Below are 18,283 nucleotides of genomic sequence, written 5' to 3'. Positions count from 1 at the left end.
CAACATGGCACGTTTCTTCATCGATCGCCCCGTCTTCGCGTGGGTGATCGCCATTTTCATCATGCTGGGCGGCATGTTCGCGATCCGCGCGCTGCCCGTTGCGCAGTACCCGGACATCGCACCGCCCGTCGTCAGTATCTATGCGACGTACCCGGGCGCGTCCGCGCAGGTCGTCGAGGAATCGGTGACCGCGCTGATCGAGCGCGAGATGAACGGCGCGCCGGGGCTGATGTATACGTCGGCCACCAGCAGCGTCGGGATGGCGTCGCTGTACCTGACGTTCAAGCAGGGCGTGAACGCCGATCTCGCGGCCGTCGAAGTGCAGAACCGGCTGAAGACGGTCGAGGCGCGCTTGCCCGAACCGGTGCGCCGCGACGGCATCCAGGTCGAGAAGGCCGCCGACAACATCCAGCTCGTCGTGTCGCTCACGTCCGACGACGGCCGGATGACCGACGTGCAGCTCGGCGAATATGCATCGGCGAACGTCGTGCAGGCGCTGCGTCGCGTCGAGGGTGTCGGCCGGGTGCAGTTCTGGGGCGCGGAGTACGCGATGCGGATCTGGCCCGACCCGGTGAAGATGGCCGGGCACGGCCTCACCGCGTCGGACATCGCGTCGGCCGTGCGCGCGCACAACGCGCGCGTGACGATCGGCGACATCGGGCGCGGCGCGGTGCCGGCCAGCGCGCCGATCGCGGCGACCGTGTTCGCCGATGCGCCGCTGAAGACGCCGGCCGAATTCGGCGCGATCGCGCTGCGCACGCAGGCCGACGGCTCCGCGCTGTTCCTGCGCGACGTCGCGCGTGTCGAGTTCGGCGGCAACGACTACAACTACCCGTCGTACGTGAACGGCAAGGTCGCGACCGGGATGGGCATCAAGCTCGCGCCGGGCTCGAACGCGGTATCGACCGAGAAACGCGTGCGCGCGACGATGGACGAGCTGTCCCGGTTCTTCCCGCCGGGCGTGAAGTACCAGATCCCGTACGAGACCTCGTCGTTCGTGCGCGTGTCGATGAACAAGGTCGTCACGACGCTGATCGAGGCCGGCGTGCTGGTGTTCCTCGTGATGTTCCTGTTCATGCAGAACCTGCGCGCGACGCTGATCCCGACGCTCGTCGTGCCGGTCGCGCTCGCGGGCACGTTCGGCGTGATGTATGCGGCCGGCTTCTCGATCAACGTGCTGACGATGTTCGGGATGGTGCTCGCGATCGGCATCCTCGTCGACGACGCGATCGTCGTCGTCGAGAACGTCGAGCGGCTGATGGTCGAGGAGGGGCTCGGGCCGTACGACGCGACCGTCAAGGCGATGAAGCAGATCAGCGGCGCGATCGTCGGGATCACCGTCGTGCTGACGTCGGTGTTCGTGCCGATGGCGTTCTTCGGCGGCGCGGTGGGCAACATCTACCGGCAGTTCGCGCTATCGCTCGCGGTGTCGATCGGCTTCTCCGCGTTCCTCGCGCTGTCGCTGACGCCCGCGCTGTGCGCGACGCTGCTCAAGCCCGTGTCCGGCGACCATCACGAGAAGCGCGGCTTCTTCGGCTGGTTCAACCGTTTCGTCGCGCGTGCGACGCAGCGCTACGCGACGCGGGTCGGCACGATGCTGAAGAAGCCCGTGCGCTGGCTCGTGGTGTACGGCGCGCTGATCGCGGCCGCGGTGCTGATGCTCGCGCAGCTGCCGACCGCGTTCCTGCCGGACGAGGACCAGGGCAACTTCATGGTGATGGTGATCCGCCCGCAAGGCACGCCGCTCGCGGAAACGATGCAGAGCGTGCGCGAGGTCGAGTCGTATATCCGCCAGGATGAGCCGGCCGCGTATACGTTCGCGCTCGGCGGCTTCAACCTGTACGGCGAAGGGCCGAACGGCGGGATGATCTTCGTCACGCTGAAGAACTGGAAGATGCGCCAGGCGGAACGCGATCACGTGCAGTCGATCGTCGCGCGCATCAACGCGCGATTCGCGGGCACGCCGAACACCACGGTGTTCGCGATGAACGCGCCAGCGCTGCCCGATCTCGGCTCGTCGAGCGGCTTCGACTTCCGGCTGCAGAACCGCGGCGGGCTCGATTACGCGACGTTCAGCGCCGCGCGCGAACAGCTGCTCGCCGCGGGCGGCAAGGACCGTGCGCTGACCGACCTGATGTTCGCGGGCACGCAGGATGCGCCGCAACTGAAGCTCGACATCGATCGCGCGAAGGCGTCCGCGCTCGGCGTGTCGATGGACGAGATCAATACGACGCTCGCGGTGATGTTCGGTTCGGACTATATCGGCGACTTCATGCACGGCACGCAGGTGCGGCGCGTGATGGTGCAGGCCGACGGGCTGCACCGGCTCGATCCGGACGACGTGAAGAAGCTGCGCGTGCGCAACGCGCGCGGCGAGATGGTGCCGCTCGCGGCGTTCACGACGCTGCACTGGACGCTCGGGCCGCCGCAGCTCACGCGCTACAACGGCTATCCGTCGTTCACGATCAACGGTTCGGCCGCGGCAGGCCACAGCAGCGGCGAGGCGATGACCGCGATCGAGCGGATCGCCGCGCAGCTGCCGGCCGGCATCGGTTATTCGTGGTCGGGGCAATCGTTCGAGGAGCGGCTGTCGGGCGCGCAGGCGCCGACGCTGTTCGCGCTGTCGGTGCTCGTCGTGTTCCTGGCGCTCGCGGCACTCTACGAGAGCTGGTCGATCCCGTTCGCGGTGATGCTGGTCGTCCCGCTCGGCGTGATCGGCGCGGTGCTCGGCGTCACGCTGCGGGCGATGCCGAACGACATCTATTTCAAGGTGGGGCTGATCGCGACGATCGGGCTGTCCGCGAAGAACGCGATCTTGATCGTCGAAGTCGCGAAGGATCTCGTCGCGCAGCGCATGTCGCTCGTCGACGCCGCGCTCGAGGCCGCACGCCTGCGGCTGCGGCCGATCGTGATGACGTCGCTCGCGTTCGGCGTCGGCGTGCTGCCGCTCGCGTTCGCGTCGGGCGCCGCGTCCGGCGCGCAGATGGCGATCGGCACCGGCGTGCTCGGCGGCGTGATCACGGCGACCGTGCTCGCGGTGTTCCTCGTCCCGCTGTTCTTCGTGATCGTCGGCCGCCTGTTCGACGTCGGCCCGCGCCGGCGCCGCGGGGCGCGGCCGGCGGCGATGGAGGGTTCGCAATGATGGTTGCGCTGAATGCACGCGCGGCGCTGCGGGTTCGGCTCGTGCTGGTCGCCGCGCTCGCGCTCGCCGGGTGCTCGCTCGCCCCGCGTTACGAGCGGCCCGCGGCACCGGTGCCGTCGAGCTATGCGCCGGTCGACGGCAGCGCGGCGCCGGCCGCCGAACCGGTTGCGGCGCGGGATGCCGCGCTGCTCGACGACTGGCACGCGTATTTCACCGATCCGGCGCTGCAGGCGTGGATAGACGCCGCGCTCGCCAACAACCGCGACCTGCGGATCGCGGCCGGCCGGCTCGACGAAGCGCGCGCGCTGTACGGCGTGCAGCGCGCGGACCGGATGCCGTCGGTCGATGCGAATCTCGGCTACGAGCGCGCCCGCCAGTACGACCCGGTCGTGCGCGAAAGCGCGATCAGCGGGCTGTACCGCGGGGGCGTCGGCGTCAGCGCGTACGAGCTCGACCTGTTCGGCCGCGTGCGCAACCTGTCCGATGCGGCGCTTGCCGAGTATTTCGCGACGGCCGATGCGCAGCGCACGGTTCGCATCGGCGTGATCGCCGAAGTGGCGGGCGCGTACGTGTCGGAACGCTCGCTGCACGAACAGCTTGCGCTCGCGCAGCGCACGCTCGATGCGCGCGAACGCATGGCCGCGCTCACGCAGCGTCGTTATGCGGCCGGCACGAGCGACGCGATCGAGCTGCGCTCGGCCGAGATGCTGGTGGCCTCCGCGCGTGCCTCGCAGGCCGCGCTGCAGCGCGAGCATGCGCAGGCCGTGCGGGCGCTGCAGCTGCTGGCGGGTGACTTCGCACGCAACGGGCCCGACGACGCGAGCGCGCTCGACACGCTGTCGATCGCACCGGTGGCGCCGGGCGCGCCGAGCGCGCTGCTCGAACGGCGGCCGGACATCCGGCAGGCCGAGGCGCGGCTCAAGGCCGCCAACGCGCAGATCGGCGCCGCGCGCGCGGCGTTCTTTCCGCGCATCGCGTTGACCACCGACTACGGCTCGGTCAGCGACGCGTTTTCGAGCCTGTTCTCCGCCGGCACGAGCGTATGGACGTTCGCGCCGCGCATCACGCTGCCGATCTTCGCGGGCGGCCGCAATCGCGCGAATCTCGACGTCGCGAACGCACGCAAGCACATCGCGGTCGCCGAATACGAGAAGGCGGTGCAGACCGCGTTCCGTGAAGTGGCCGACGCGTTCGCCGCGCGCGACTGGATCGATCGCCAGCTTGCCGCGCAACAGGCGGTGTATGCGGCAGACGGCGCGCGGCTGAAGCTCGCCGAGCGTCGTTATGCGGGCGGTGTCGCGACGTATCTCGAACTGCTCGACGCGCAGCGCAGCACGTACGAGTCGGGGCAGGAGCTGATCCGGCTCAAGCAGCTCAGGCTCGCGAATGCGATCGCGCTGTACCGCGCGCTCGGTGGCGGCTGGACGCCGGCCTCGGCCGAGGCGGCGATTTCCGCGTGACATGCGTGTCGTCGCCCGGTGCCGCGGCGCGACGCACGACATGATGGCGGCGGTACGATCCGGCGTGCGGCCGCCGCCGCGACAGTCGTGCTGCCGGCCGTATCGCCGGTCGCTGTCGGCACTTCCTTTCGCTGTCCGGCGAATCCTCCAGGTGTGATTCATTTCGCGGCGGGGCGCACGCGCGCCTTCCGCGGCAACCCGCATCCGGCGACCGCTCGTGTCGCCTGCCGGCGCAAACGTATGCGCTGCATTCTCGTCTCTTCGTCTCGTTCCTCCGGGCCGGCCAATCGCGTTCCGATGACCGCGCAAGCGTGCGATTTCAAATGGGCAATTGACGAATGGATTAATCAATGAATTGGAATTAATCATGGCGGCAAAGTGTCGCAGTAAAACGTTTGTATCTTTTCGCAATCGTTTGCGCGGCGATTCCGTATTGGTTAAATACCTCGGTTAATTTCCTGTCAGTTGGAAATGATTTGAGATTGCCGTTGTCTCCGGACAACGATGGCGGCATTGGACAATATTTTGTCTTTTGATTGGCGGTGATTGCTGGGGTCAATACAGGCGGGGCGATGCGGGGTGTCGACAGTTATCGGAAAGAATTTCCCTTAATCTTCAATCAGTTCCGTGAAATAAAAAAGGACTGCGGATGGAAAATGCGGGATTGGAAATCGAGCGGAAGGAATTTGATTCAAGAGGGGTAAATCGGAGATTGTCATAAGCATTTGACAATGATTTACAGAAAACTTTCACGATTATCTCGATAATGCCGCCTCGTGTCGGACGGGAGCCGCCATGCGCTGCCGTTTGTGTCCGATACGTCGTCCATTCCATTTGCATTCCTTACGGGAAACGTCATGAAAAAATCCATCCTGACCGCTGTCGCACTCGCGGCCCTGTCCACCTCGGCCTTCGCAGCGGGCACCGGCACGATCAACTTCACGGGCGAGATCGTCGCGGGCGCATGCGGCATCGACTCGGGCTCGGTCAACCAGACCGTGAACCTCGGCAAGGTGCCGACCAACGTGTTCAAGCAAGCCGGTGACAAGTCCACGCCGACCAACTTCGACATCAAGCTGACCGACTGCGACACGAGCATCGCGCAGAACGCTTACTTCACGTTCACGGGCACGTCGAGCGCGGGCCAGCCGAAGCTGCTCGCCACGATCGGTTCGGCGACCAACGTCGGCATCCGCCTGCAGGCGGCGTCGGGCGAATACCTCGACAACGGCGCCGAGCAAAAGGCACCGACCGTGCTGCAGAACGGCACGAACATCGCTCGCTTCGCAGCGATGTACGAAGCGACGGCAGCCGGCGTGACGCCGGGTACCGCCGACGGCGTCGCCAACTTCACGGTCCGCTACCAGTAAGCGGGCGTACCGGAGGAGGGATGCGCGCATCCCTTCCTCCTTCTCCCTTTCTCCCGTTTTCTTCTTCCTGGACTTCCGGTAGCGCCGCGTGCGAATCAGACATTCCTTCCTTTGCGTCTCCGTGCTGGTCGTCGGCAGCCAGAGCCATGCGACGGAATTCAATTCGTCGTTCCTGAACATCGACGGCACGAACAATGTCGATCTGTCGCAGTTCTCGCAGCCGGACTTCACGTTACCGGGCGAGTACATGCTCGACGTGCAGGTCAACGACCTGTTCTACGGGCTGCAGGCGATCCAGTTCATCGCGCTCGACTCATCCGGCGCGGGCAAGCCGTGCCTGCCCCCGGAACTCGTCGCGCAGTTCGGGCTGAAACCGTCGCTCGCGAAGGACCTGCCGCGCTTCCAGGGCGGACGTTGCGTCGACCTCGGCGCGATCGAGGGCGCGACCGTGCGTTACCTGAAGAGCGACGGGCGGCTCAAGATCACGATTCCGCAAGCCGCGCTCGAATTCACCGATTCGACCTATCTGCCGCCGGAGCGCTGGTCCGAAGGGATTCCGGGCGCGATGCTCGACTATCGCGTGATCGCCAACACGAACCGCAACTTCGGTGCGGGCGGCGGGCAGACGAATTCGGTCCAGGCCTACGGGACGGTTGGCGCGAACTGGGATGCATGGCGCTTTCGCGGCGACTACCAGGCGCAATCGAACGTGGGCAACACGGCGTACGCGGACCGCACGTTCCGCTTCAGCCGGCTGTATGCATTCCGCGCGCTGCCGTCGATCCAGTCGACGGTGACGTTCGGCGACGACTACCTGACCTCCGACATCTTCGACACGTTCGCGCTGACCGGCGCGTCGATCCGCAGCGACGACCGCATGCTGCCGCCTTCGCTGCGCGGCTATGCGCCGCTGATCTCGGGCGTCGCGCGCACCAACGCGACCGTGACGGTGTCGCAGGCGGGCCGCGTGCTGTACGTGACGCGCGTGTCGCCCGGCGCATTCGCGCTGCAGAACATCAACACGAGCGTGCAGGGCACGCTCGACGTCGCGGTCGAGGAGGAGGACGGCAGCGTCCAGCGCTTCCAGGTGACAACGGCCGCCGTGCCGTTTCTCGCGCGCACCGGGCAACTGCGCTACAAGGCCGCGGTCGGCAAGCCGCGCCTGTTCGGCGGCGCCGGCATCACGCCGTTCTTCGGCTTCGGCGAAATCGCGTACGGCTTGCCGTTCGACATCACCGCCTACGGCGGCTTCATCGCGGCATCGGGCTATACGTCGGTCGCGCTCGGCGTCGGCCGCGATTTCGGCGCGTTCGGCGCGGTGTCGGCCGACGTCACGCATGCGCGTGCACGGCTGTGGTGGAACGGCGCGACGCGCAACGGCAACTCGTATCGCATCAACTACTCGAAGCACTTCGACGGGCTCGATGCCGACGTGCGCTTCTTCGGCTATCGCTTTTCCGAGCGCGAGTACACGAACTTCGCGCAATTCTCGGGCGACCCGACCGCGTACGGTCTTGCCAACAGCAAGCAGCGCTATTCGGCGACGATGTCGAAGCGTTTCGGCGACACGTCGACCTATTTTTCATACGACCAGACGACCTACTGGGCGCGTTCGTCCGAGCAGCGTGTCGGCCTCACGCTGACGCGTGCGTTCTCGATCGGCACGCTGCGCAACCTGAACGTCAGCGTGTCGGCGTTTCGCACGCAGAGCGCGGGCGCGAGCGGCAACCAGTTCTCGGTGACCGCGACGCTGCCGATCGGCGGCCGCCACACGGTCACGTCGAACCTGACGACCGGCAGCGGCAGCACGAGCGTGAACGCCGGCTACATCTACGACGATCCGGCCGGCCGCACCTATCAGGTCAATGCGGGTGAAACCGACGGCCGCGCGTCGGCGAACGCGAGCTTCCGCCAGCGCACGTCGGCGTACCAGCTCACCGCGCAGGCGTCGACGCTCGCGAATGCCTACGCGGCCGCGTCGCTCGAAGTCGACGGCTCGTTCGTCGCGACGCAGTACGGCGTGTCCGCGCACGCGAACGGCAATGCGGGCGATACGCGCCTGCTGGTGTCGACCGACGGCGTGCCCGACGTGCCGCTGTCCGGCACGCTCGCGCGTACGGATTCGCGCGGCTACGCGGTGCTCGACGGCATCTCGCCGTACAACGTGTACGACGCGACGGTCAACGTCGAGAAGCTGCCGCTCGAAGTGCAGGTGACGAACCCGATCCAGCGCATGGTGCTGACCGATGGTGCGATCGGCTTCGTGAAGTTCTCCGCCGCGCGCGGCAGCAACCTGTACCTGACGCTGACGGATGCAGCCGGCAAGCCGTTGCCGTTCGGGGCGTCGGTGCAGGACGCGGCGAACGGCAAGGAGCTCGGCATCGTCGGCGAGGGCGGTGCGGTGTTCCTGACCCAGGTTCAGCCGAAGTCGACGCTGGCGGTGCGCGCGGGCGAACGCACGCTCTGCACGGTCGATGCACTGCCGAACCAGCTTCAACTCGAAGGCACGCCGATCCCGGTGACGTGCCAGACGTCCGGCGAGTCGCATGCAGCGGCCGCGCGGGTCGAACGATGATTTCATGGATCCAGCGATGAAGAACGCTTTCTCCCTTTCCTTTTCGCGGCGCGCGTGGTGCGTGCTCGCGACCGCCGGTACGTTGCTCGCGGGCGCCGCGCAGGCGGCGATCGTGCCCGACCGCACGCGCGTGATCTTCAACGAAGGCGAACAGGCGGCGATCGTCACGATCACCAACAAGAGCACGACGTATCCGTATCTCGTGCAGTCCTGGCTCGAGGACACGAAGGGCAACAAGATCGCGACGCCGCTGATGGTCGTGCCGCCGCTGCAGCGCGTCGAGGCGAACGAGCGCAACGTGCTGCGGATCGCGAAGCTGCCGGGCACCGAGCTGCCGGCCGACCGGGAATCGGTGTTCTACCTGAACATCCGCGAAGTGCCGCCGAAGACCGACACGCCGAACACGCTGCAGATCGCACTGCATACGCAGATGAAGCTGTTTTACCGGCCGAAGGCCGTGCAGCCCGCGCGCGACGAGGACTGGACGCTGCCGATGACGCTGCGCGTCGACGCGGCCGCGCACAAGCTGGTGTTCGACAACCCGACGCCGTATCACGTGACGGTGGTCGACGTGAGCGCGGGCGCGCAGAAGACGCCGGTGCCGATCGAGCCGGTGATGGTGAGCCCGATGAGCACGGCCGACGTGCCGTTCAAGGCCGCGACGCCGTCGACGCTGTTCGTCACGCATATCGACGATTACGGCGGCCAGGTGGCGGTCGAGTATGCGTGCGACGCCGGTGCCTGCAAGAGCGTGAAGAAATGAGCGGGCGAATGCATCTTCGGGCATCCTCCGCGGCCTGGTTACGCTGGATCGTGCTCCTGCTGCTGGTCGCGGCCGTGCAGCCCGCCTGGGCGCTGCGCTGCCTGACCAACAGCGGCGCAACTTCGTTGACGGAGCCAATCGGCGGCGTGGCGTCGTATCCGACCGATGCGCCGGACGGCTATGTGATCTGGGTGTCGCCCGTGCGCACAACCTCGGGTTATTGCTACAAGGACCTGGGTGACGACAGCAGCCTGAAAGTGGTCGACAACATCTATTTCTACGCGAATCCGAACCGCACGAATCCTGCCGCATGGGGGCTCGAGATCGGTATCCGCTACCAGGGGGTCGATTACTTCGACAAGACCAGCAACCGCGGGGGTGGGGTGTTCACCGGCTATTCGGTGCCGCCGTGCAGCAGGTACGACTTCGACCGTAAGCGTTGCCAGCAGACGCGAATCAGCATCGACTATCAGGTTGTCGTACGCAAGAAGGGCAACTGGGTTCAACCGCCGAGCGACATCTATACGGTGTTCCAGTTCGACGGCGAGTTCGGGCTGAATGCTTACAACCCGAGCTTCCAGTACCGCCTGAGCGGGCTACGCAATCTCAAGCCGACACCGTGCTTCGTCGACGTGCTCGTGACTCCCGAGCCGGGCATCGTCAATTTCGGGCAGGTGCAGGCGGTGGGCAACGGCTTCCTGCCGGCGGTGCCGCGCAAGCGGTTTTCGCTGTCGTTGACGAAGAAATGCAACGTTGCGGTACGCGTCGACGGGTACTTCGAAACGAGCTATCCGGTGCAGAACGGCTTGCTGGTGCCCGCGAAGGACAGTAATTTCGGGATCGGCATCGAGGACAGTCAGGGCAAGGCGATTCCGTTCAACGAACAGTTCAACCTGGCTCAATTCCCGTCCAACGTCATGAACCAGAGCGTATTGATGGACGCGGTGCTGAAGTCGTTCGGGCCGCCGAAGATTGGTCGGTTCGACGCGACGGCGACGATCCGGCTGTTCATCTACTGACGCGGGCGAATGCGAGGGGCGACAGCCGGGCGTTTTGTCCCGGAGGAGACGGGGATACGCTTGAAGGGCACCACGATGGCCGTCCTGTTCGTTGTCTCGACGATGGGCGCGGCGCATGCGCAGACGATGTCGGCCGGGAAGACGATCGCTGGCTTTTACCAGCGCGACGCGTCGCCCTCCCATGTCGAATCGCGCAGTCTCGCGAAGGGGCGGTCGAGTTGGCGGACGGTATCAACGGCGCCGGGCTCGCGGTGATCCTGTCGTTTCAGGCAGGGCTGGCGCCGGAGCACTGGCAGCGCTAGCGCCCGGCCATCCGGTCCGTTCCTGTCGCGACGATAAAAAAGCGCCGGCTTGCCGGCGCTTTTCCGCATCTGCCGCACGGCGCTCAACGCACCCAGCGGCACACCTTGTGGTGGTGATGCTCGAAGTGGCATACGCGATGCGGATGCGCTTCGGCCATGGCCGGTACGAGCACGGCGGCGGCGACGGCCGCGGCGGTCAGGGTTTTCAGTAGCGTTTTCATGTCGAGTTCCTGTCGTTGAATGGCGGATCAGGGGAGCGGCCTTTCTTTACCACTGCGGCCGCTGATCGTCGCGACGGTCGTCGCGGCGGTCGTCACGCGGGCCGGGGTGCCGGGCTTCCCAGTCGCGGCGCTCCCAATAGCGATTGCCGTCCCAGTACCGATCGCCATGCCAGCCGATCGTGACTTCGGCAGGGCCGGGGTAGGCAACGCATCCGGTCAGCATCACGCTCGACAACGCGCCAGCCATGACAGCGGACAACACGATGGATTTCATGGTTTTCTCCCTTGGAAACGGCAAGTCGATCGTACGAGCCCCCAAAATTTCACGTAGTAAGAAGTTGCTACCGCCCATGACACGTGCAGGCGTTTCGTCAGGCGCGTGAAAGATCGCGTCGGCCGCCCGCAAGCCGGGTACGCCGGACGAACGCACGCTCCCTCCGCTCGCACAACGATTCCGTCGATTGTTCAGACAAATCCTGACAACTGAAAGGGTCATCCTGTAATCGGATTGAGAATGATTTGCGTTTACGTTAAATTGCGCTATCTCGGAATTAGACGGAGCAGATCGATGGCCATGGCGGAAGTGCTCGACCGACCGGCGGCGGCAGCGGCGAACCCGTTCCTCGGCAGTTGTCCGGACCTGCCGCCGCGCGCCGCGCCGCGTACGCGCCGTGCGTCGGAGCCCCGCGCGCAGGGCGCGCTGCTCGATGTGCTGATCTCGCATCGCACGATGCTCGTCAATGTCGCGCGCGGCTTCGTCGGGTGCGCGAGCCGCGCCGAGGACGTCGTGCACGACGTGTTCGTAAAGCTCGTCGAATTCCCGAACCAGGACGCGGTGCGCCAGCCGGTCGCGTACGTGACGCGGATGGTGCGCAATGCGTCGATCGACGCGTGCCGCCGGCAAAGCCTCGAAAACGTCTATCACACGGAAGAGGACGACGGCTTCGACGTGCCGTCGCCCGAGCCGACACCGGAAGCCGCGCTGATGACGCGCGACACGCTACGGCGCGTGTGGGCCGCGCTCGACGACCTGCCGGCGCGCAGCCGCGCGGCCTTCGAGATGGTGCGGCTGCGCGAGGAAACGCTGCAGACCGCGGCGCGCGCGCTGAACGTATCGCAGACGCTCGTGCATTTCATGGTGCGCGACGCGGAGCGCCACTGCGCGGAATGCCTCGACGCGTGCCATCGCGGCGTCGCGTGCCCGGTGTTCCTGGGCGGCCGCGCGCGGCGGCGGTAAAAAAACGCGCCGGCCAATCGTCTATCAGACAGGAGCGGCCGAAACCGCCGCTTCGCCTCCTTCAACCGCCTCAGCGATTTCCGATCATGACGCAAGCCCCGACGCCTACCGCCGACACCGACGATCTCGTCTACACGGTCGTCATCAACGACGAAGAACAGTATTCGATCTGGCCGACGTTCCGGCCCGTGCCGGCCGGCTGGCGCGAAGTCGGCGTGAGCGGCCCGAAGGCGGACTGTCTCGCGCACATCGAGACCGTCTGGACCGACATGCGCCCGGCGAGCCTGCGCCGCGCGATGGACGGCGAGCGCGCGACGCGCGCATCGTGACCTGCTGCGCCGTGCCGGCGCGCCACCTGAAGAGGACGTTGCATGACCCTGCTTTCGTTGCCGACGCTCGACGACCTGCGTATCGAGCCGGGGCTGCCCACCGTCGTGTCGCCGCGCGGCGGCGACGGGATGTCGATCGACGATGTCGCGCCGCTCGCGCGCGAGATCGCGGCCGACACGCTCGAACGGGCGGGCGGTGTGCTGTTCACGGGTTTTCACGTGCCGTCGATCGACGCGTTCCAGCAGTTCGCGGCATCGTTCGGCGATCCGCTGATCGGCTATGAATACGCGTCGACGCCGCGCAGCCAGGTCGAGGGCGCGGTCTACACGTCGACCGAATATCCGCCGCACCGCGCGATTCCGCTGCACAACGAGCAGTCGTACACGCGCGAATGGCCGCTGCGGATCTGGTTCCACTGCGCGCTCGCCGCGCCGAAGGGCGGCGCCACGCCGATCGCGGACAGCCGCGCGGTGTATCGCGCGCTCGATCCGGCGCTGGTCGCGCGTTTCAAGAAGCGCGAGCTGCTGTACGTGCGCAATTTCGGCCAGGGGCTCGACCTGCCGTGGCAGCAGTCGTTCGGCACCGACGAGCCGGCCGAGGTCGAGCGGATGTGCGCGGCGCGCGGCATCGAATGCGCGTGGCGCACCGACGACGACGGCGAGCTGCTGCTGCGCACGCGCGAACGCTGCCAGGCCGTCGCGCGCCATCCACGCACCGGCGACCGCGTGTGGTTCAACCAGGCGAACCTGTTCCACCTGTCGGCGCTCGACGACGACATGCAGGAAGCGCTCGTCGATGCGGTCGGGCTCGAGAACGTGCCGCGCAACGTGTACTACGGCGACGGCGAACCGCTCGAGGCCGACGCGCTCGCGGAGATTCGCGGCGTGCTCGACCAGCAGCGCATCGTGTTCCCGTGGCGCACCGGCGACGTGCTGATGCTCGACAACATGCTGACCGCGCACGCGCGCGACCCGTTCGAGGGGCCGCGCAAGGTCGTCGTCGCGATGGCGCAGAGCTATACGGTCCCGCGCGACCGAACGGAGGATTGATGACGCGTAGTACCGCCGCGCTTGCCGCGCGCGGGCTGTCGGTAGGGTATCGCGACCATGTCGTGATCGACGGGCTGGACCTGTCGATCGCGGCCGGCCGCGTCACCGCGCTGTGCGGACCGAACGGCTGCGGCAAGAGCACGCTGCTGCGCACGCTCGCGGGCCTGCAGCCCGCGCGTGCCGGCCATGTCGAGGTGAACGGCCGGCCGCTCGCATCGTTTCGCCGTCGCGCGCTCGCGCGCGAGCTGACGATGCTCGCGCAGTTCAACCAGATTCCGTCGGGCCTCACGGTGCGCGAACTCGTCGCCTACGGGCGCTATGCGTACGGCGGCTTCCTGCGCGGCCTGTCGCGGGCCGACCATGCGGCGATCGACGAGGCGCTCGACACGAGCGGCCTCGCCGACGACGCGGAGCGCGACGTCGGCGCGCTGTCGGGCGGGGAACGCCAGCGCGCGTGGATCGCGATGGCGCTCGCGCAGCAGGCGCCGATCGTGCTGCTCGACGAACCGACGACCTATCTCGACATCCATCACCAGCTCGACATCCTCGACGCACTGCGCACGCTGAACCGCACGCGCGGGCTGACGATCGTATGGGTGCTGCACGACCTGAACCAGGCGGCCGCGTACAGCGACGAGATCGTGCTGATGCGCGCAGGCCGTCTCGTCGCGCAGGGCACGCCCGACGCGATGCTCGATCCGGCGCGGCTGCGCGCGGCGTTCGGCGTCGACATGCTGAAGCTCGCGCATCCGCAGACGGGCGCGCCGATGTGCGTACCGGCCTACGGTCCGACCACCGACGGCGCGCCGCGGGCGGCCGGCGTCTTCGACCGGGATCTCGCCGTATGACGACGTTCGCGATGCGCAAGCGCCTCGCGGCGGCGGGCAAGGGCGCGGCTACCGGGCGGGCCGGCGCGATCGCGTTCGGCCTTGTCGCGCTGATCGCCGTACTCGCGGCGCTGCGTGTCGCGCCCGACCTGCGCGTGTGGTGGGACGCGGCGCCCGGCAGCGATGCCGCGGCGCTCGCGCACGTGTTCCTGTTCGACCTCAACCTGCCGCGCGTCGCGGCCGCGCTCGTCGCGGGCGGTTGCCTCGGGATCGCCGGCGCGTTGTTCCAGTCGCTCACGCGCAATCCGCTCGCGTCGCCCGACCTGCTCGGCGTCACGGGCGGCGCCCAGCTCGGCCTGCTCGCGGCGATGCTCGTGCCGGCGCTGGCGGGCGTCGCGTCGGTGCCGCTGCTGTTCGTCTGTGGGCTGGCCGCCGCCGCGTGCGCGATCGCCGCGGCCGGCGGCTGGCGCGCGACGCCGCTGCGGCTCGTGCTCGCGGGCAGCGTGTGCATGCTGCTGTTCGCCGCGCTGTCGACGCTCGTGCTCGCGTTTTTCGAGCAGAACATCGCGGGCGCCGCGCTGTGGACCAACGGCAGCCTTTACCAGCCGGGCGCGACTGGCCTCGCGCTCGCCGCGCGCTGGCTCGTCGTGCCGCTGGTCGCGCTGCCGTTCGTGATCCGGCCGCTGAATCCGCTCACGCTCGGCGACGACGCGGCGGCCGCGGCCGGCGTGCGCGTCGATGCGACACGGCTCGCCGCGACGATCGTCGCGGTCGCGTTCACGAGCGTGGCCGTCAGTATCGCGGGCCCGCTGTCGTATGTCGGCCTCGTCGCGCCGAACCTGCTGCGCCAGGTGCGCGGCGCGCGCGCCGCGCGGCTCGGCGTGCTGGTGCCGCTGTCGGCGCTCGCCGGCGGCGCGCTCGTGCTCGTCACCGACAGCGCGGTACTCGCGTCGGGCCTCGACGCGACGCTGTCGACCGGCGTCGCGATCGCGCTGGTCGGCACGCCGTTGATGCTCGCGATGATCCGGCGCGGCGCCGCCTGGTCGGGCGTGCTCCATGCCGCGGCGGAACCGGCGGCGGGCGGCGGCTCGGCGCGGCTCGTCGGCTGGCTCGAACGGCTCGGCTGGCCGCTGCGCACGGCGCTGTTCGTCGTGGTCGGCGCACTCGCGGTGTGGGTCGGCGTGTCGGCCGGCCCCGAATGGCTGTCGCCCGCGCGCTGGTCGGCCGCGCTGTCGGGGCAGGATGGGCTCGCGCGGATGCTGATCGACCTGCGCATGCCGCGCCTGCTGTGCGCGCTGCTCGCGGGTGCGCTGCTCGCCGTCAGCGGCGTCGCGATGCAGAGCGTCGTGCGCAATCCGCTCGCGGGCCCCGAAGTGCTCGGCGTCACGCAGGGCGCGGGGCTCGTCACGTTGTTCGCGTTGTCGACGTGGCCGCTGATGGGCCACGTGACGCTCGCGGCCGCCGCGCTGATCGGCGGCGGCCTGTCGCTCGCGATCACGCTCGCGCTGAATCACCGGCATCGCTACGCGCCGCTCGCGGTCGCGCTGACCGGGATCGTCATCGGCGCGTTGTGGACCACGCTCGCGCAATGGCTGATCACGCAGGAAAGCGTGCAGCCCGCGCGCTTCGTCGTGTGGCTCGTCGGCGGCACCTATGGCCGCAGCTGGGGCGAGGTGTCGATGCTGCTGCCGTGGTGCGTGCTCGCGGTGCCCGTGTTCGCATGGCTCGCGAAACCGCTCGACATGCTCGCGCTCGGCGACGACCAGGCCGCCGCGCTCGGCTTGCCGGTGGCCGTGCTGCGGCCGCTCGCACTGACGATCGCGACGCTCGCCGCGTGTGCGGCCGTCGCGGCGGTCGGGCCGGTCGGCTTCATCGGGCTGATGGCGCCGCACGTCGCGACGATGCTCGGCGCGCGCCGGCATCGCACGCGGCTGTGGCTCGCGGCCGCGTGCGGCGCGCTGATCCTCGGTGTCGCGGATCTGGCCGCGCGCACGGTCGTCGCGCCGCGCGAAGTGCCGGCAGGCGTGCTGACCGCGCTGATCGGCGCACCGTATCTGCTCGGGCTGCTGATCCTCGAGGGGCGCCGCGCCCGGCGCGCGGGGCGATGACGCCGGTGCTCGACGAGACGCGCGCCACGCGCTTTTCGGCGTTCGCGCCGCAACCGTTCGCCGAACCTCTCGATGTCGTCTGGCTCGGCATGCCCGACGACGCGCACGCGCCGGATCGCATCGTCGTGCCCGTCACCGAATTGCCCGCGCATCGCGACATCGTGCTCGACGCGATGGTCGGCCACTACGGCGGCGATCCCGCGCGGCATGCGCGCGCGCTGATGTCGCAATGGAGCAAATACTATTTCGGTCGCGCGGCGCCGGCCGGTGTCGTCGCCGCGCTGACGCTCGGCCGGCCGCTCGACATGAACCCGGCGCGCACGTTCGTCGCGCTCGACGACGGGATGCCGGCCGCGCTGTATTTCGCGCCGGACGCGCTCGGCGCGCCGTGCGACGATCCCGCGCCGCGCTATGCGGGGCTCCTCGCGCATCTCGGCGCGGTGATCGACCTGCTCGCGGCGATGGGCCGCGTCACGCCGCGCGTGCTGTGGAGCAACGCGGGCAACCTGCTCGACTATCTGCTCGATACGTATCGTTCGCTGCCGTGCGCGGCCGACCCCGTCCGCGATGCGGACTGGCTGTTCGGCTCGACCTGCGTGCGCGGCGAACCGAATCCGCTGCGGATGCCCGTGCGCGACGCCGTGCCGCGCTCGGCACTGCTGCCGACGCCGTTTCGCGCGCGCCGCGTGTGCTGCCTGCGCTACGAAATTCCTGGAGAAACGCAACTGTGTGGAAGCTGCCCCCTGCTACTGACGATGGACGACGCGGCGCTGGCCGAGCAGGACGCGATCCGGTGACGCACGCCGGCCGCCGGCATGCGCTCGGCGCACTCGCGGCGGCACTCGGCGCCGCGTGTTGCGGCGCGTTTCCCGCCTCGGCTGCCGCGGCTTCCGTTGCCGACGGCGCGCGCGGCACGCAGGGCACCGCGTCGCTCGCCGGCAACCCCGTCGTGTCGCAGGCGAGCGCGAAGATGCCGGTGCGGCCGCAGCGCGTGGTCGCACTCGACTTCATGTTCGCGGAAAGCGTGATCGCGCTCGACCTCGTGCCGGTCGGGATGGCCGATACCGCGTTTTATCCGGGCTGGCTCGGCTACCGGAGCGAGCGGCTCGCGCACGTGACCGACATCGGCTCGCGGCAGGAGCCGGGGCTCGAGGCGATCGCGGCGGTCAAGCCCGACCTGATCATCGGCGTCGGCTTCCGCCACGCGCCGATCTTCGACGCGCTCGACCGGATCGCGCCGACGATCCTGTTCCAGTTCAGCCCGAACGTATCCGACGGCGGCGTACCGGTCACGCAGCTCGACTGGATGCGGCAGATCTTCCGGACGATCGGCGCGGTGACGGGGCGCGACGCGCGTGCGCAGGCGGTCGATGCGCAGCTCGACGCCGGCATCGCGCGCAATGCGGCGCGGCTCGCGGCCGCGGGCCGCACGGGCGAGCGCGTCGCGCTGCTGCAGGATCTCGGCTTGCCCGATCGTTACTGGGCCTACACGGGCAACAGCACGTCGGCGGGCCTCGCGCGTGCGCTCGGGCTCGATCCGTGGCCGCGCAAGCCGACGCGGGAAGGCACGCTGTACGTGACGTCGGCCGATCTGCTTCGTCAGCGCGACCTGGCCGTGATGTTCGTCACCGCATCGGGGATGGACGTGCCGCTGTCCGCGAAACTCGATTCGCCGGTGTGGCGCTTCGTGCCCGCGATGAAGGCGCGCCGGATCGCGCTGATCGAACGCAACATCTGGGGGTTCGGCGGACCGATGTCGGCGCTGAAGCTGGCCGACGTGATGACCGATACGATGCTGACGCTGCCGGCCGTGCGCAAGAGCTGACGGGCAGGGTGTCGCGATCGGCGCGATCAGTGCATTGCCCGCCGGCACGATTCGC

General features: G+C 68.4%; 16 protein-coding genes. 13 read left to right on the top strand and 3 right to left on the bottom strand.

Annotation, left to right across the window (positions count from 1 at the left end):
* Positions 1–4 precede the first annotated feature (4 nt).
* Together AC0KUR_RS19590 and AC0KUR_RS19585 are read left to right on the top strand one after the other, a co-directional pair.
* The gene (locus tag AC0KUR_RS19590) at positions 5–3,142 is read left to right on the top strand and encodes a multidrug efflux RND transporter permease subunit (protein ID WP_473376325.1); all 3,138 of its coding nucleotides are present in this window, start codon (positions 5–7) and stop codon (positions 3,140–3,142) included.
* The gene (locus AC0KUR_RS19585; RefSeq protein ID WP_473376357.1) at positions 3,142–4,602 is read left to right on the top strand and encodes an efflux transporter outer membrane subunit; all 1,461 of its coding nucleotides are present in this window, start codon (positions 3,142–3,144) and stop codon (positions 4,600–4,602) included. The genes AC0KUR_RS19590 and AC0KUR_RS19585 overlap by 1 nt, the downstream gene beginning before the upstream one ends.
* Before the next feature lie 615 nt (positions 4,603–5,217).
* Here the strand turns inward: AC0KUR_RS19585 and AC0KUR_RS19580 are convergent.
* A complete protein-coding gene (locus tag AC0KUR_RS19580) occupies positions 5,218–5,436 on the bottom strand; it encodes a hypothetical protein (RefSeq protein ID WP_473376324.1) in 219 nt (72 codons plus the stop codon).
* A 23-nt stretch (positions 5,437–5,459) separates the two neighbouring features.
* Between AC0KUR_RS19580 and AC0KUR_RS19575 the strand changes: the two genes are divergently transcribed.
* The 4 genes from AC0KUR_RS19575 (at position 5,460) to AC0KUR_RS19560 (ending at position 10,329) form a co-directional block, all read left to right on the top strand.
* The gene (locus AC0KUR_RS19575; protein WP_034186931.1) at positions 5,460–5,972 is read left to right on the top strand and encodes a fimbrial protein; all 513 of its coding nucleotides are present in this window, start codon (positions 5,460–5,462) and stop codon (positions 5,970–5,972) included.
* Positions 5,973–6,060: 88 nt separating this feature from the next.
* Complete coding sequence (locus AC0KUR_RS19570) at positions 6,061–8,547, top strand: fimbria/pilus outer membrane usher protein (protein ID WP_473376323.1); 2,487 nt, start codon at positions 6,061–6,063, stop codon at positions 8,545–8,547.
* 16 nt (positions 8,548–8,563) lie between these two features.
* Complete coding sequence (locus AC0KUR_RS19565; protein WP_034187029.1) at positions 8,564–9,310, top strand: fimbrial biogenesis chaperone; 747 nt, start codon at positions 8,564–8,566, stop codon at positions 9,308–9,310.
* Between the two features lie 8 nt (positions 9,311–9,318).
* On the top strand, positions 9,319–10,329 hold the full coding sequence (locus AC0KUR_RS19560) for a fimbrial protein (protein ID WP_167361867.1): 1,011 nt from the start codon (positions 9,319–9,321) through the stop codon (positions 10,327–10,329).
* 385 nt (positions 10,330–10,714) lie between these two features.
* Here the strand turns inward: AC0KUR_RS19560 and AC0KUR_RS19555 are convergent, their stop codons facing one another.
* Both AC0KUR_RS19555 and AC0KUR_RS19550 read right to left on the bottom strand, forming a co-directional pair.
* The gene (locus tag AC0KUR_RS19555; protein ID WP_167361868.1) at positions 10,715–10,852 is read right to left on the bottom strand and encodes an HHHH-motif protein; all 138 of its coding nucleotides are present in this window, start codon (positions 10,850–10,852) and stop codon (positions 10,715–10,717) included.
* 46 nt (positions 10,853–10,898) lie between these two features.
* The gene (locus tag AC0KUR_RS19550) at positions 10,899–11,126 is read right to left on the bottom strand and encodes a hypothetical protein (RefSeq protein ID WP_034187028.1); all 228 of its coding nucleotides are present in this window, start codon (positions 11,124–11,126) and stop codon (positions 10,899–10,901) included.
* Positions 11,127–11,420: 294 nt separating this feature from the next.
* On the opposite strand from AC0KUR_RS19550, the gene AC0KUR_RS19545 reads away from it, so the two are divergent.
* The 7 genes from AC0KUR_RS19545 (at position 11,421) to AC0KUR_RS19515 (ending at position 18,228) form a co-directional block, all read left to right on the top strand.
* A complete protein-coding gene (locus AC0KUR_RS19545; protein ID WP_049029660.1) occupies positions 11,421–12,089 on the top strand; it encodes an RNA polymerase factor sigma-70 in 669 nt (222 codons plus the stop codon).
* An 86-nt stretch (positions 12,090–12,175) separates the two neighbouring features.
* Positions 12,176–12,418, top strand: a complete 243-nt coding sequence (locus AC0KUR_RS19540; protein WP_034186926.1) for an MbtH family protein — start codon at positions 12,176–12,178, stop codon at positions 12,416–12,418.
* A 42-nt stretch (positions 12,419–12,460) separates the two neighbouring features.
* Positions 12,461–13,468: a TauD/TfdA family dioxygenase gene (locus AC0KUR_RS19535; protein ID WP_034186925.1), complete on the top strand. Its 1,008-nt coding sequence runs from the start codon at positions 12,461–12,463 to the stop codon at positions 13,466–13,468.
* The gene (locus AC0KUR_RS19530) at positions 13,468–14,316 is read left to right on the top strand and encodes an ABC transporter ATP-binding protein (RefSeq protein ID WP_069705159.1); all 849 of its coding nucleotides are present in this window, start codon (positions 13,468–13,470) and stop codon (positions 14,314–14,316) included. The genes AC0KUR_RS19535 and AC0KUR_RS19530 overlap by 1 nt, the downstream gene beginning before the upstream one ends.
* Positions 14,313–16,403, top strand: coding sequence for a Fe(3+)-hydroxamate ABC transporter permease FhuB (gene fhuB / locus AC0KUR_RS19525; protein WP_473376322.1), 2,091 nt, complete (start codon positions 14,313–14,315; stop codon positions 16,401–16,403). Before AC0KUR_RS19530 ends, fhuB begins: the two co-directional genes overlap by 4 nt.
* Positions 16,400–17,200 carry a siderophore-iron reductase FhuF gene (fhuF, locus tag AC0KUR_RS19520; protein ID WP_059557739.1) on the top strand — a complete coding sequence of 267 codons (801 nt, stop codon included), beginning with the start codon at positions 16,400–16,402 and terminating at the stop codon, positions 17,198–17,200. The genes fhuB and fhuF overlap by 4 nt, the downstream gene beginning before the upstream one ends.
* Positions 17,197–18,228, top strand: coding sequence for an ABC transporter substrate-binding protein (locus AC0KUR_RS19515; RefSeq protein WP_473376321.1), 1,032 nt, complete (start codon positions 17,197–17,199; stop codon positions 18,226–18,228). The genes fhuF and AC0KUR_RS19515 overlap by 4 nt, the downstream gene beginning before the upstream one ends.
* Positions 18,229–18,283: the final 55 nt, after the last annotated feature.

Source organism: Burkholderia sp. YHN3-13 (genome assembly GCF_055810675.1).
The sequence above is the reverse complement of the archived record's forward strand: the minus strand, read 5'-3'. Positions and strand labels throughout refer to the sequence as shown.